General features: G+C 64.9%; 14 protein-coding genes. 6 read left to right on the top strand and 8 right to left on the bottom strand.

Annotated features, from left to right (window positions below; genetic code table 11):
• Positions 1-86 precede the first annotated feature (86 nt).
• Entirely contained in the window at positions 87-770 is a 684-nt protein-coding gene (locus RFN28_RS25940; protein ID WP_430678888.1) for an HAD family hydrolase, read from the bottom strand.
• Positions 771-790: 20 nt separating this feature from the next.
• Positions 791-1,429 carry a hypothetical protein gene (locus RFN28_RS25935; protein WP_320290025.1) on the bottom strand — a complete coding sequence of 213 codons (639 nt, stop codon included), beginning with the start codon at positions 1,427-1,429 and terminating at the stop codon, positions 791-793.
• Positions 1,430-1,629: 200 nt separating this feature from the next.
• Here RFN28_RS25935 and RFN28_RS25930 point away from each other — a divergent pair, with 200 nt between their 5' ends.
• From RFN28_RS25930 to ptsP, 5 genes are read left to right on the top strand one after another with little or no spacing between them, the layout of a single operon-like run.
• Positions 1,630-2,067: a transcriptional regulator GutM gene (locus RFN28_RS25930; protein WP_320290024.1), complete on the top strand. Its 438-nt coding sequence runs from the start codon at positions 1,630-1,632 to the stop codon at positions 2,065-2,067.
• 52 nt (positions 2,068-2,119) lie between these two features.
• Complete coding sequence (gene srlA, locus RFN28_RS25925; protein ID WP_320290023.1) at positions 2,120-2,878, top strand: PTS glucitol/sorbitol transporter subunit IIC; 759 nt, start codon at positions 2,120-2,122, stop codon at positions 2,876-2,878.
• Positions 2,879-2,898: 20 nt separating this feature from the next.
• Positions 2,899-3,909: a PTS glucitol/sorbitol transporter subunit IIB gene (gene srlE, locus RFN28_RS25920; protein WP_320290022.1), complete on the top strand. Its 1,011-nt coding sequence runs from the start codon at positions 2,899-2,901 to the stop codon at positions 3,907-3,909.
• Positions 3,910-3,934: 25 nt separating this feature from the next.
• Positions 3,935-4,315: a PTS glucitol/sorbitol transporter subunit IIA gene (locus RFN28_RS25915; RefSeq protein WP_320290046.1), complete on the top strand. Its 381-nt coding sequence runs from the start codon at positions 3,935-3,937 to the stop codon at positions 4,313-4,315.
• A 47-nt stretch (positions 4,316-4,362) separates the two neighbouring features.
• Positions 4,363-6,345 (top strand): phosphoenolpyruvate--protein phosphotransferase, encoded by a 1,983-nt coding sequence (gene ptsP, locus RFN28_RS25910; protein ID WP_320290021.1) that lies wholly within the window; start codon positions 4,363-4,365, stop codon positions 6,343-6,345.
• Here ptsP and RFN28_RS25905 read toward each other — a convergent pair.
• Positions 6,342-7,265: a hypothetical protein gene (locus RFN28_RS25905; protein WP_320290020.1), complete on the bottom strand. Its 924-nt coding sequence runs from the start codon at positions 7,263-7,265 to the stop codon at positions 6,342-6,344. The two genes, ptsP and RFN28_RS25905, sit on opposite strands and share 4 nt — an antisense overlap.
• On the opposite strand from RFN28_RS25905, the gene RFN28_RS25900 reads away from it, so the two are divergent.
• Positions 7,265-8,314: a sugar-binding transcriptional regulator gene (locus RFN28_RS25900; RefSeq protein ID WP_430678877.1), complete on the top strand. Its 1,050-nt coding sequence runs from the start codon at positions 7,265-7,267 to the stop codon at positions 8,312-8,314. The genes RFN28_RS25905 and RFN28_RS25900 overlap by 1 nt on opposite strands.
• A 36-nt stretch (positions 8,315-8,350) precedes the next feature.
• On the opposite strand, the gene bioZ is transcribed toward RFN28_RS25900, so the two are convergent.
• The 5 genes from bioZ to bioB are packed head-to-tail and all read right to left on the bottom strand — an operon-like array spanning position 8,351 to position 13,377.
• Positions 8,351-9,334: a 3-oxopimeloyl-[acyl-carrier-protein] synthase BioZ gene (gene bioZ, locus RFN28_RS25895; protein WP_320290019.1), complete on the bottom strand. Its 984-nt coding sequence runs from the start codon at positions 9,332-9,334 to the stop codon at positions 8,351-8,353.
• Positions 9,331-10,596 (bottom strand): adenosylmethionine--8-amino-7-oxononanoate transaminase, encoded by a 1,266-nt coding sequence (locus RFN28_RS25890; protein WP_320290018.1) that lies wholly within the window; start codon positions 10,594-10,596, stop codon positions 9,331-9,333. Before RFN28_RS25890 ends, bioZ begins: the two co-directional genes overlap by 4 nt.
• Entirely contained in the window at positions 10,593-11,231 is a 639-nt protein-coding gene (bioD, locus tag RFN28_RS25885) for a dethiobiotin synthase (RefSeq protein ID WP_320290017.1), read from the bottom strand. The genes RFN28_RS25890 and bioD overlap by 4 nt, the downstream gene beginning before the upstream one ends.
• Positions 11,228-12,370, bottom strand: coding sequence for an 8-amino-7-oxononanoate synthase (locus tag RFN28_RS25880; protein WP_320290044.1), 1,143 nt, complete (start codon positions 12,368-12,370; stop codon positions 11,228-11,230). The genes bioD and RFN28_RS25880 overlap by 4 nt, the downstream gene beginning before the upstream one ends.
• A gap of 8 nt (positions 12,371-12,378) precedes the next feature.
• Positions 12,379-13,377, bottom strand: coding sequence for a biotin synthase BioB (gene bioB, locus RFN28_RS25875; RefSeq protein WP_320290016.1), 999 nt, complete (start codon positions 13,375-13,377; stop codon positions 12,379-12,381).
• Between the last annotated feature and the right edge of the window lie 15 nt (positions 13,378-13,392).

Below are 13,392 nucleotides of genomic sequence, written 5' to 3'. Positions count from 1 at the left end.
GGGCCCTCGCCTTCGGGAGGCGGCCGCAGCTACGCTCGCCGCCCTGCAAGACAGGCGGCTGACCGCCCTCATCCGTACCTGAGCAGCTAGGCTGCCATGACGATCCCGCCTAGATGCTCGCCGATTTCCTGCCAGGTTGCGCAGGCGATCGCCGCCCCGTGGGAAACCAGACGCTGCGCGTGCTCGGGATAGCTGTGGCTACCGCCTGTGTACCCGATTGCGGTCATCCCGGCTGCCACGGCGCCTTCGACGCCGAAGTGCGAATCCTCGATCACCACGCACCTGGATGGCTCTACGCCCATCCTCTCGGCCGCGTAGAGGAAAATGTCCGGAGCGGGCTTGCCGCGCTTGACCATCGATGAGGAGAAGATGGCCTCGCCGAAGAACCGGTCCAGGCCTGTCACCGCAAGGCTGTGGCGGATGCGCTCGATCGATGACGAGGAGGCCACGCAGCGCGGCAGCGTCAGCCGCTCCAGGAAGGACGCAAGCTCGCGGGTCGGCAGCAGCGCTTCGCTAAACAGCGCCTTGGTCTCGGCCCAGATGTCGTCATGGGCGTGGTGGGGAAACTGGTGTCCCGTCAGGTCCCGTATCTTCGCGATGATGTCGGCCTGCTTCATGCCGATGCACTGCGCGATGATGCCGTCGTGCACGCCGGGCATGCCGTGCTTCTCATAGACGCGTTCATAGGCCTTCGCGGCCAGCGGCTCGCTGTCGACAAGAACGCCGTCGCAGTCGAATATGATCAGTCCCGTGTCGGTCACGCCGGCAATTCCTTCATTTCCAAATATCGCTACGACTTGGCGATGTCCTGTCTTTCCGCTGCGTCCAGCGCAAGCCGCATCGCCTGTCGCGCGTACGCGTTGTCGGGGAACACCCAGTTCGGCTCGCCGCCGAGAAAGCGGTCGAGAAAGGCCACTGCATAGGCGGGCACCTCGGTGGCGTTCTCGCGATACGACCACCAGGTGCGCAGATCGTCGGCAGAGGCATCGATGGTGGGCGCCTTGCCGAATTCCTGCTCGTATACCGCCGAGATCGCCGCCACACAGAAGTTCGTATAAAGGAACCCCTCGGGCCAGAAGCGCACAATCTCCGCCATCGAAGCGTCCGCAGTCGGCAGTTCGGGGCGCGTCTCCGGGAGCGGAGCCTTGACCGGGTTCTGGCGAATCAGTTCGCGCAGCGCCAGGCCTGCGGCGAAGATGATGAAATCCGCCCGGTCGATCGTGGCCAGGCCCTTTTGTTTGTCCATTATCTCGGCCCAGTCGAGAAACGCCCTTGCCAGCTTGGCGTCGTCGACCTGGAATTTGACCCCGTATGCGGCCGTCACCGACTTGGAAGTGGCGAGAAACGCCGCGCGGAACCAGCGAAGCTGCCGCAATCGGTGACCGAGATCCGGAATCGTCGCCAGTTCGTCCTTCAGCCGTAAATCCATTGCGCGTTCCACCGTGTGTTAGCCCTCCAGGTCCCTCGGCTAGGCTACCATAGCGCGGCACCTATCCAAAAACAGCGGCGTCCGTTTCCGCACCCGCAAAAATTATACATATTGACAGCGAAGAAAACAAATGTTCTCTAACTCGGATACAAATCGCATGTCGGCCGGCAGTTTGCCGGCTGGTTGGGGAGGAGGCCCAAATGGCGATCTGGCAATGGGGATTGCTGCTGCTCGGGCTCGTCTGGGCTCTTCAGTCGTTGGGCGTGTGGCTGCAAATGCGCCATTACTCCGACGTGCTCCGCGGCATCACCGACAAATACAATGACGGGTTCGTCGGCGCCGGCAACACCAGGGGTCGGCTGTCCAAAGGCACCATCGTGCTGATCGTGGTCACGCCTGACCTGATCGTGCGCCGGCTGATCATCATGAACGGCCGTTCGGTGTTCACGAAATTCAAGAGACACGAACCATCCGAGGGAAAAACCCTCGATCAGCTCCGGTCCAATCCTTTGATCTTGGGAGAGGGGGAACCCGGTGTGGCCGAGGCCGTGAAGCGAGCGATCGAACAGATCGACCGTACCCGGTCCGAGCCAGGGAGGCAGCCGGGCTTGTCCGGCTTGAGCGCCGCCAGCGCATAAAAGCAACGCCGCTCGCCGGCTGGGACTCAGGTCGAGCGTGCAAGGAGGAGAAATGTCCATACTTTCATTGTTGGCGCAGCATGCCGACATGGCCGCCCAGCACCTGCACATGGCAGGCGTAACGGCTTCGGATGCTGTATTCCATGGCTTCCAGGCAGGACAGCACGCCGTCGACCACTATGTGGTCCAGGTGGCTGACAACGCCCCGATGACCGTCGATCAGTTCAGGGAGAAGCTGAAGGAGGTGCCAAAGGAAGAGCAGCTCGGCTGGCTTACCGCCGCCGGTAAGTACTTCATCGGCATCTTCCAGAAGGGCGGCGAGGTCTTCGCCGGCTTCGTCACCGGAATCATCCCGACGCTGGTCGTCCTGATGACTGCTTTCTATGCCGTGACCGAGCTGGTCGGCGAGGAGCGCGTCCATGGCGTCGCCCGCGGCGCCGGAAAGTGGTCGCTGACCCGCTACACCGTGCTGCCGCTTCTGTCGGTCTTCTTCCTCACCAACCCGATGGCCTACACCTTCGGCTCGTTCCTGGAGGAGAAGCACAAGCCAGCCTTCTACGATTCGGCAGTGTCGTATGTGCACCCGCCGCTCGGCCTGTTCCCGCACATCAACCCCGGCGAATACTTCGTCTGGGGCGGCGTGCTCGTGGCTTTGCTGGAGCTTGAAAAGAAGGGTGCAGTCGTCGCCGGATACCACATCAAGGTGGCCATCTGGTACGCGATCGTCGGCCTCATCGTCATCTTGTTCAAGGGCATCCTGACCGAACGCATCACCGCCTTGATGGCACGCCGCCAGGGCGTGGAACTCTGAGCAGGCGGGGAGCACGAGTCATGGCATACAAGCCCGTAAAGATCTCCAAGGGCCCCGGTGGCTGGGGCGGCCCGCTGGTCATCGAGCCCACCGACCAGCGCAGCAAGGTCGTCTCCGTCACGGGCGGAGGCATCCATCCGGTGGCGGCGCTGATCGCCGAAATGACCGGGGCCGAAGCCGTCGATGGCTTCAAGTCGCCTCCGATCGAAGGCGAAATGGCCGTGGTCGTCGTCGACTGCGGCGGCACTGCCCGCTGCGGCGTCTACCCGCGCAAACGGATACCGACAGTCAACCTGACACCGGTCGGCCAAGCTGGCCCGCTGGCTCAATTCATCACGGAAGACATCTATGTCTCGGGCGTCAAGCCGGCCAACGTCGTTATGGCCGACGGCTCGGAGCCAACAACAAAAGCCGGAGGGGCGGCAGCAATGAATACAAGACCTACGGATTCGGCAGCGGTCAAAGCCGCTGCGGCGGCACCTGCGGCTGAAGGCGGCGGGCTGGTCGGCCTCATCAGTGCGATCGGCCGCGTCATGGGTCGGGTTGTCGGCATCTTCTTCAACGCCGGCCGTCGCACCATCGACCAGGTCGTTCGCAACGTCCTGCCGTTCATGGCCTTCGTGACCATGCTGATCGGCCTCATCCTCTATACCGGCATCGGCGACGTTCTCGCGCAACCCATGGGCCCGCTGGCCAACAACATCGTCGGCCTGATCGTCATCTCGGCCATCTGCGGCCTGCCGTTCCTGTCGCCCATCCTCGGGCCGGGCGCGGTCATTGCGCAGGTGATCGGCGTGGCCATCATCGGTCCGCAAATTGCCAATGGCACCATCGCGCCCGCGATGGCCCTTCCCGCACTCTTCGCCTACAACACCCAGGTCGGTTGCGATTTCGTGCCTGTCGGCCTGGCGCTTGGAGAGGCCAAGCCCAAGACCATCGAGATCGGCGTGCCGGCCGTGCTCATCAGCCGTCAGATCATGGGCCCCGTGTCCGTGCTGATCGCCTGGGTCTTCAGCCTGTTCGTGCTTTGATAACAACAACAAGGAGGTTCGCCGCATCATGGTTCTGTTGGAAACGCGGGTAACCGCAGTAGGACCCGAAGTGGCGGACCTCGCGGAGGGGGGCGTCGTCATCCTGTTCGCGGATGGCTCGCCGCCAGAGCTGGCCGAGGTCTCGGTTTTGCACAAGACCGTCCAAGGCCCCAGCATCGATGCGCCACGGGTCGGCGCGTCGATCACCGTCGGCCCGGTGAAGGCCCAAGTCACCGCCGTCGGTGAAAGCGCCTGGGCGAAGGTTCGCGAGATCGGCCACGTGGTGATCTCGTTCAATGGAGCCGGGGAAGCTGAACGTCCCGGCGAGATCTGCGCAAGCGAGGTCGACGGCGAAGCATTGGTCGCGGCGCTGAAGACGGACGCCTGGATCATCATCGCCGCTTAAGAGCGGCCTTCCGGCGAACTGTACGGCTGATCTGATAAGGTAAGAAGATGGAACGCTCGACGATCGTCAGAGTGCACGAAGGCCTGCATGCCCGTCCGGCGACACGGTTCGTCAAGCTCGCGAAGAGCTTCGAGTCCGAGGTCGAGATCGTGAAGGGCGGCAAGACCGTCAGCGCAAAGAGCTCCGTCAAATTGATGCTCCTGGCAGTCAAGGAGAACGACGAGGTGACGGTCAGGGCTGACGGAGCGGACGCGATCGAGGCGGTCGAGGCGCTCATCGGCTATCTGGAAAATCCGCGCGCGGGCCTGGAGGAGAGCGGTGCTCAATCTGACGCCGCTGCGCCGCCTCAACCCGAAGCCGTACCTCCGGCAGAACCGACGCCGGACGCCGCAACGGAAGGCGAGGGGCTGCGCGGCGTGGCTGCGAGCGAGGGCGTTCATCTCGGTCCCGTATTCGCGCATTTCCCGCCGCAGATCGTCCCGAGCGCGCAAAGCCTTTTGCCGCATCAGATCGAACCCGAGATCGAGCGTCTGCGGGCGGCGATCACCGCCGTGCAGGCACGCATGGATGCTGCGCTGGCCGACCAGGGGCTTGCCGGCGGCGACAGGGGCATTATCGCTGCCCTGCGTGACATCGCGGCCGACGAGAGTCTGGTCGACGACATTGAAGCTTCCATCCGCGCTGGTTTCGACGCGGTTTCGGCAGTTGTGGCTGCCGCGGCGAAAACAGCTGCCGAATTCGGCAATGTCGACGACGCATATCTCAATGCCCGGGCCGACGACGTGGAGGCCGTCGGACGCCAAATCTGTCTCGCCCTGTTCGGCCAGGACCAGGTCGACCTGGCTTCTATCCAGGAAGGAGCCGTGCTGGTCGCCGAGGACATTGGCGCGTGGGACCTCGCGCGCGCGCCGCTAAAGCGCATTGGCGCTGTTGTCTGCGGAAGGGGAGGCGCCACGTCGCATGTCGCCATTATCGCGCGCTCGCACGGCATACCGGCCGTTTTGGGTCTCGGCGATCAGGTTGCGGCTTTGAAGGATGCCTGGGAGATCGCGGTCGATGGTCATGCCGGGCGGATTTTCGCCGATCCTGACCAGCGCATCCGCGCCCAATTCGAACAGCGCATGTCAGCGGCGGAGAAGGAGCGCGAGGCCCTCGCGGGCTTCCGGTCTTTCACCCCGAAGCGGGCTGACGGCACTGTCATCGAAGTGGCTGCCAATCTCGGATCCCTGGAGGAGATCGAAGCCGCCAAGGCAGCTGGCGCCATGGGGGTTGGCCTGTTCCGCACTGAGCTGCTGTTCATGCGCCACATGCACCTTCCTTCCGAGGATATGCAGGCCGAGACCTACGCCGCGCTCGCCAAGGCTTTCGCCCCCTACCCGGTGATCGTGCGCACACTCGACATCGGCGGCGACAAGCCTATCACGGGGATCGATTTTCCGGAGGAAGAGAACCCGTTCCTGGGCTGGCGCGGCATACGCATGTGCCTCGACCGACCTCATGTCTTCAAGCCGCAGCTCAAGGCGCTCCTGCGCGCTGCCGTCCACGGCAACGTCAAGGTCATGCTGCCCATGGTCTCGGATATCGAAGAGGTGCGGCGAACGAAGACGCTCATCGACGAATGCGCGGCCGAGCTCGACCTCGACGGCGTTCCCTACGCGCGCTTCGACCTGGGCGTCATGATAGAGACCCCGGCCGCGGTGCTTGTCGCGCCGGCGCTGGCGAAGGAAGTCGCGTTCTTCTCCATCGGCACTAACGATCTCACCCAGTACGTGATGGCGGCCGATCGCCTGAATCCGACCGTCGCCGCTCTAAACGATGTCGCCAATCCCGCCGTGATGGCCGCGATCGAGATGACCGCGCGAGCGGGAGTGGAGGCGGGGATCATGGTCGGCATGTGCGGCGAGGCGGCCGGCAGGCCGGACCTTATCCCGCGCTTCGTCGAAATGGGGCTCACCGAGTTGTCCATGAGCCCGGCTTCAATTCCGCGCGCCAAGAAAGTAATCGCAGAGCTGGCTGGGAGAGCCGCCTAGGGCAAATGCGCCAGCAGCGCCGCCAGGATCGCCGTCAGCGCACCGCGCGAATCCTTCTCGGCGAGCGCGGCCACGATGCGGTCGAGCCAGGCATCCACGGCGAGAGTAGCCGTCTCCAAAAGGTCGATCTCAGGGGCCGGATCCATGGTCGCCAGCCCGCAGGCAAGCGCCACCGGGGCCAGGCAGATTATGGCCGTTTCGCTGTCGAGGCGAGTGTTTGCGCCCGCGATGGAGCGCAAGGGGTCATGGCGAACCAGCTCGACCATCAGCTTCGAGGTAATCCCTGCGACGAGCACGACGCGTTCAGCACGGACGGTTTCACTCTCCAGGCGGGCGAACGACTGGGCCTGGTCGCGCAGAATGTCGGCATGGACTGCCGCAAACGTCGCTTCGCGCACGGCTACGTCACCCATCTGGCGGCGGGCCAGCACCGCGCGGGTGAGCGCATAGACGTCACGGCGGAAGGCACGCTCGCCGTCTATGGGGTCTCGCGCGGTGAAATAGTCGCCGAGCGGTCGAGGCGTGGCGCTGCCCGGATGGCCGCCCTTCCACTCCTGAGGCACCAGCGTTTCGGCCATCGTCATGGCATCATCGAAGGCGCTCACGGCGTGGCCGAACAAGCCCTCGATCTCGCCAAGCGGGAAAGGCGCACGAGCGCCCGCTTCCGCCTCTTGGGCGGGATTGCTGTCGTGACGGTGACGGCGGATTGCCCGGCGCACCTCACGCAGCCGATCCTTGAGGTTCGCGCGGACTTCTTCAGAGATTTCCCGCAACATGGTTCTGGAGCCTTCGTTTCTTGCGGTAAGCGCAACCTGCGAGTCACACCACTCTATTGTGTCCAACAGCATTACCCGGTCAATAGTGCGTATTGCCTCGGTGCTTGGAATCGCCGAGATTCGGCCGGGTGGGAGGGATTTCATTGCCACGGAAGCCGCAGCGCAACATCTCGGATGCCGATGCCGCGAAGACCAGCTTGCCGGCCAGCGAAAGCAAGACAGATCGACTGCGTATCCGCGCGGCCTGGATGTATTTCATCGAGCAGATGACGCAGAACGAGATCGCCGACGTGCTCGGCGTCGGCCGTGTCACCGTGGTGCGGATGCTCGCCGAGGCGCGCTCCCGAAACGAAGTCAGGATCGCCATCGAGAGCGAACTCTCAGAGATCGTCCGGCTCGAGCGGGAGCTCGAGCGGGTTTTCGGGCTCGAGCAGGCGTTCGTGGCTCCGCTCTCCAGCGTCGATGCCGATCCGACTGCAGGCATTGCTGCCCGCACGGGCGCCTACCTGTCGGAAGCGATGCGGTCCGGCATGCGCGTCGGCGTCGGCTGGGGTCGAACACTGTTCGCGACGCTTCCATTCATTGCCGCCAAGTCGCTGACCGACTTCCAAGTGATCTCCCTGCTTGGGGGCGTCGGTGTCGCCCGGCGCTTCAATCCGGCCGAGTTCGCGTGGCGCTTTGCCCAGGTGTTTCAGGGCGACGGCTACCTGATCCCAACGCCGGCCGTGGTCGACAGCGTCGAGACGAAGGTGGCGCTGGTCGAGCGCTGCGGCTTGCAGGAAGTGTTCCGGATGGCCGATACGCTCGATGCCGTTCTGGTGTCCATCGGCGGCATCGCCTCGGCCACCACCTTCTACCGCGGCGGATTCCTCGACGAGCAAGATCGTGAGGCGCTGCTGTCGCGCGGGGCTGTCGGCGACGTCCTCTTTCATTTTTTCAATCGGCAGGGCGAGCTGCTCGACCATCCTATCAACGACCGGGTGATGTCGGTCGAGGTCGATCGGCTGCGCCGCGCCCCCCTGCGCATACTTACGTCGGGCGGGCACGAGAAAACCGAGGCGCTGGTCGGTGCCATGCAATTGATCGCGCCGACCGTCTTCATCACCGACGAAGAGAGCGCCCGCCGCATACTTGCTCTGGCCGGCGAGACCGCCAAGGTCAGCAACGGCTCGAAGGACGAAATCGGCTCGTAAACGGCTGCTTCCTGACCTCGTTGATCACCTGCCGAGTTAAATGCCCACCACCAATGCCCCGCCTGTCAGGCCAGCACCCGCCGCCGCCAGCAGCAGTTTCTCGTCCGGTCGAAGGGGTTTGGCACCGTTGGCGACCGACAGCGACAGGGGAATCGTTGCGGCCGACGAGTTGCCATAATCGGCGATGGTCTTGACGATGCGCTCATCCTCGATGCCGAGCGACTTGCCGACCGCGTTCAAGATGCGGGCATTGGCCTGGTGCGGCACGAAGCGGGCGACGTCCGGCGCCGAAAGGCCGGCTGCCGCCAGCGCCTCGGTCGAGCAGCGGCTCATCATCTCCACCGCCTTGGCGAAGACTTCGCGGCCGTTCGTGATCGTCATGCGGGTGTCGACGATGTCGATCTCCTCCGAGAAAGGACGGCTGCTGCCGCCGGCCGGGATGTGGATCAGGCCATAGGCGGACCCGTCCGAGGCGAGCGAGGTGCCGAGGATGCCGTGGCTGGGGTCACTGGAAGGGGCCAGCACCACCGCGCCCGCGGCATCGGCGAACAGCACGGCGCTGGCGCGCTCGGCCGGATTGATCCGACGGCTCAATATGTTGGCCGCAATGACGATGGCCGGCTTGTTGTGCAGGCGCACGAAGCCGTCGGCGAAAGACATCGCATAGATGAATCCCGCGCAGGCGCCTGCCAAGTCGACGCCGCCCGCCTTTTCAAGGCCAAGCCTGTGCGCCACCAGCGGCGCGCTCGGCGGCAGGAGATGGTCAGGCGTCGACGTGGCAAGCAGAAGCAGGCCGATGGCCTTGCGATCGATGCCGGCGGCTTGCAGCGCCATGTCGCCCGCTTTCGTCGCCAGTGCGGAAAGCGTGTCGCCCGGCTCCGCCCAGAAACGCGATCGGATACCGGTGCGGCCCTCGATCCAGCCGTCCTCCAACCCAAGGCTTGCCTCGATCTCGGCATTGCCGACTTTTCGAGCCGGCACGTGATGGCCAAGGCCGACAATGCGCGCCGTGCGGTTCATCTGACGTCGCTCGCTAGTTCAGCCGCCTCGTCTATTGCCGCGTAGAGCCGATCCAACTCGTCCGAAGCGATGCAATAGGGCGGCAGCACGTAGATGACGTTGCCGAGCGGTCTCACGAGCAATCCGCGATCGAGGAAGAAGGCGCGCAGCCTCGGCCCGACCTCGGCCAGATAGCCGGCATTGCCGACTCTGAGGTCGAGCGCGGCGATGGTGCCGGCCGTGCGCGCATTCTCGAAACGCGGATCCTGGCTGAACCGCGTAACCTTTTCCGCCTGCATCCGCGACAGGGCGGCCACCCGTTCCGCCACGGGTTCGTGACGCCAGATGCCGACATTTGCGAGCGCTGCCGCGCAGGCGATCGGGTTTGCCGTGTAGGAACTCGAATGAAAGAAGGTCCTGGCCCGGTCCTTGGAGTAATGCGCGCGGAAGATCGCATCGGTGGCAAGCGTCGCCGCGAGCGGCAGCGAGCCGCCCGTCAGCCCCTTGGACGTGCACAATATGTCGGGTGCGATCGCTGCCTGATCGCAGGCGAAGATCGTGCCGGTGCGGCCCCAGCCGGTCATCACTTCGTCGGCGATGAACAGTGTTCCGGAGCGCTCGGCAATGCGCTTGAGTTCGGTGAGTACCCAGGCGGGATACATCAACATGCCGCCGGCGCCGAGCACCAGCGGCTCGACGATCAGGGCGGCAACTTGACTGTCGCGCGTGAGCCGTTCGAAGGCGTCGAGCGTTTCCTGCTCCCGGCCCGCGGCGGGGAAGGGGATGGTGTCGACCTCAAACAGCAGGGGCTCGTAAGCGGCGTTGAAAATGCCGCGCGCGCCCACACTCATCGTGCCGATGGTGTCGCCGTGATAGCTGTGCTCCATGACGACGATGCGCGAGCGCGGCGTGCCGTTGTTGCGGTGAAAGCCGAGCGCCATTTTCAGCGCCACCTCGACGCTGGTGGACCCGCTGTCGGAGAAAAAGACCCAGTCGAGGCCCGTCGGCGTCATGTCGACCAGTGCGGCGGCCAATTGCTCGGCCGGTTCGTGGCTAAGGCCGGCGAAGATTACCTGGTCGAGCGTTTCGGTCGCGTCGCGGATCGCCTCCAGGATCTTCGGGTGACGGTGGCCGTGGGTGATGACCCACCAGGAGGAGATCGCATCGAGGATGCGCCTGCCTTCGCGCGTCTCGACATAGGCGCCCTCTGTGCGCGCGATCGTCGGTGGAACCGGCTCGGTGGCATGTTGGGTGAAGGGATGCCAGACTGCGGAGCGGCTCAAGGTGAGGCCTCCATGAAGTCGGCGACGTTGAACGAGGCCCGCACGGCCGCGGCAAGCGTCTCAGGCTCCAGCGGATCAAGACGCGGCAGACGACCAAGCACCCGCACCTTGCCCATCTCGGCAATCGTCCTCTGCGTATCGGCCATCTCGTCGCCGATGAAAGCGACGCCGAGCAAAGGTATCGAGCGGGCGCGCAGAGCCTCGAGCGAAAGCAGGGTGTGGTTGATGGTCCCGAGCGCCGTGCGCGCGCAAAGAATGAGCGGCAGTTGCCAATCCCGGAAGATATCGATGAACCTCGTCTGCCGATTGAGCGGCACCATCAGCCCACCGGCACCTTCGATGATGAGCGGGCCCGGCAACTCCGGTAGCGAGAGCTTTGCCGCCTCGATCGCAACGCCATCGATTTCGGCCGACCGATGCGGCGACAGGGGCATCTTCAGACGATACACTTCCGGCAGGACGCGCCCGGCCGGCAGGCCGGAGAGGCGGGCAACGACCTCGCTGTCGGTCTCCTCGTCGAGGCCGGATTGAACCGGCTTCCAATAGAAGCCGTCGAGCAGGCCCGCGAGACCGGCCGAAAACACGGTCTTGCCGATGCCGGTGTCGGTGCCGGTCACGATGAAGCGTGCCGTCATCGCGTGCGCTCCCATTCCTCGGCAAGCGCATCGAACAGCGCCGAGACGTCGTCCTCGGCGACATTCAGCGTCAGCGAGATCCTGAGCCTTGCCGTGCCCTCGGGCACGGTTGGCGGGCGGATGCCGCGCACGTCGAAGCCGCGCGACTGCAAAGCCTCCGCCAGCGCCATGGCGCGTCGATTGTCGCCGACGATGATCGGCAGGATCTGCGAACCGCTCGCAGGCAGGCCCAACTCTCCAGCCTTCTTGGAGGCGAGCGCGACCAGCCCCGCCAGCCGTTCACGGCGATCCGGTTCGTCGGCGACGATGTCGAGGGCCGTTGCCGCCGCGACGGCCATCAGCGGCGAGGGTGCGGTGGCGTAGATGAAGGGCCGGCAGCGGTTGACGAGATAGTCGCACAGCAATTCTGGCGCGGTGACCAGCGCGCCGGACGCGCCCAGCGCCTTGCCGCAGGTGTGGAGCACCACGACATTGTCGCGGCCTTCGAGATCGTGCGCGAGACCGCGCCCGTCGGGACCATAGACGCCGGTAGCGTGCGCCTCGTCGACGAACAGGAATGCATCATGCCGGTCCGCGATCTCGATCAATTCACCAAGCGGAGCCCGGTCGCCGTCCATGCTGTAGAGGCTCTCGACCACGATCCACGCGCGGCCGGTGCCACCTCTCGCGCGCCAGGTTTGGATCGCATCGTCTACGGCGTCGGCATCGTTGTGCGCGGCTTCCGTCACTTCGGCGCGGCCGGCTCGCGCCCCCTCATGCGCGCTGGCATGGATGAGCTCGTCCAGCACGATCAGATCGCCCTTCTGGGGCAAGGTCGTGAGCACCGCGAAATTGGCGACATAGCCGCCGCCGAAGAACAGCGCGCGCTCGGCGCCGAAGAAGCCGGCGGCCTTGGCTTCGAGTACCTCGTGTTCGGGGTCGTTACCGCGCAGGAGCCGCGAACCGGTCGCCCCAACGGGGGTGCCGGCGGCGAGTGCCGCGGCGACCGCCTCTGCCATACGCTTCGAGCGCGCCAGGCCGAGATAATCGTTGGAGGCGAAATCGAGCCCGGCGCGGCCGCTCAGGGCCCGCAACCGGTTCTTGCGGGCCAGCCCGCGCAGGCTCGCCTCGTAGCGGTCGAGCATAGCTCGGCCGTTCACCCGCCCGTTCACTGGGCTTCGCGCTCCATCGGCTTGATGCCCAGCCGGCGGAACAGCGCGCTGTCCTTGTCCTCTCCGGGGTTATCGGCGGTCAGCAAGGTGTCGCCGACGAAGATGGAGTTGGCGCCCGCGAAGAAGCACAGCGCCTGCATCTCGTCGCTCATCGCCGTGCGCCCGGCCGAAAGCCGCACATGCGACTTCGGCATCATGATGCGGGCAAGCGCGATGGTGCGCACGAATTCGATCGGCTCGATGGGGTCGGCCTCGCCGAGCGGCGTGCCCTCGATCGGGATCAGCATGTTGATCGGCACGCTGTCGGGCGGCTCCGGCAGGTTGGCTAAAGTCACCAGCATGTCGATGCGGTCGGCCTTCTCCTCGCCCATGCCGACGATGCCGCCGCAGCAGACCTTGATGCCGCTGTCGCGGACGTTGGCCAGCGTGTCCAGCCGGTCGGCGAAGGTCCGCGTCGAGATGATCTCGCTGTAGTAGCGCTCGGAGGTATCGATATTGTGGTTGTAGTAGTCGAGGCCGGCTTGCTTCAGCCGCTGCGCCTGGTCGAGGTCGAGCATGCCGAGCGTCATGCAGGTTTCCATGCCGAGCGCCTTCACGCCCTCGACCATGGCGACGACCGCCTCCATGTCGCGCTCCTTGGGACTACGCCATGCGGCTCCCATGCAATAGCGCGTAGCGCCCGCGTCGCGCGCCTTCCTGGCCTCGTCGATGACGCGCTGAACCTCCATCAGCTTCGAGGCCTTGAGGCCGGACTGGTGATGCGACGACTGGCTGCAATAGCCGCAATCCTCAGGACAGCCGCCGGTCTTGATCGAGAGCAGGCGCGACAGCTGCACCCGGTTGGGATCGAAATTCTCGCGATGGATCGTCTGGGCCCGGAACAGCAGGTCGTTGAAGGGCAGGTCGTAGACCGCCTGGGCGGCTTCCCTGTTCCATTGAGTGGAAGCTCCGCAGGTTGAGCCCAAGGCGGCATTCACCTGTAAGTCGACGTTCATGCCATCTCCATCGTT

This window comes from Mesorhizobium album, assembly GCF_033977205.1.
GTDB classification, from domain to species: domain Bacteria; phylum Pseudomonadota; class Alphaproteobacteria; order Rhizobiales; family Rhizobiaceae; genus Mesorhizobium; species Mesorhizobium album.
Note: the sequence above shows the minus strand (reverse complement) of the source record. Positions and strands in the feature narration are given on the sequence as shown.

What these genes read in the sequence shown, in the direction of transcription:
- RFN28_RS25935 (WP_320290025.1), bottom strand. Translation starts at nt 1,429, where the DNA reads ATGGATTTACGGCTGAAGGACGAACTGGCGACGATTCCGGATCTCGGT.
- RFN28_RS25930 (WP_320290024.1), top strand. Translation starts at nt 1,630, where the DNA reads ATGGCGATCTGGCAATGGGGATTGCTGCTGCTCGGGCTCGTCTGGGCT.
- srlA (WP_320290023.1), top strand. Translation starts at nt 2,120, where the DNA reads ATGTCCATACTTTCATTGTTGGCGCAGCATGCCGACATGGCCGCCCAG.
- srlE (WP_320290022.1), top strand. Translation starts at nt 2,899, where the DNA reads ATGGCATACAAGCCCGTAAAGATCTCCAAGGGCCCCGGTGGCTGGGGC.
- ptsP (WP_320290021.1), top strand. Translation starts at nt 4,363, where the DNA reads ATGGAACGCTCGACGATCGTCAGAGTGCACGAAGGCCTGCATGCCCGT.
- RFN28_RS25905 (WP_320290020.1), bottom strand. Translation starts at nt 7,265, where the DNA reads ATGAAATCCCTCCCACCCGGCCGAATCTCGGCGATTCCAAGCACCGAG.
- bioZ (WP_320290019.1), bottom strand. Translation starts at nt 9,334, where the DNA reads ATGAACCGCACGGCGCGCATTGTCGGCCTTGGCCATCACGTGCCGGCT.
- bioD (WP_320290017.1), bottom strand. Translation starts at nt 11,231, where the DNA reads ATGACGGCACGCTTCATCGTGACCGGCACCGACACCGGCATCGGCAAG.
- bioB (WP_320290016.1), bottom strand. Translation starts at nt 13,377, where the DNA reads ATGAACGTCGACTTACAGGTGAATGCCGCCTTGGGCTCAACCTGCGGA.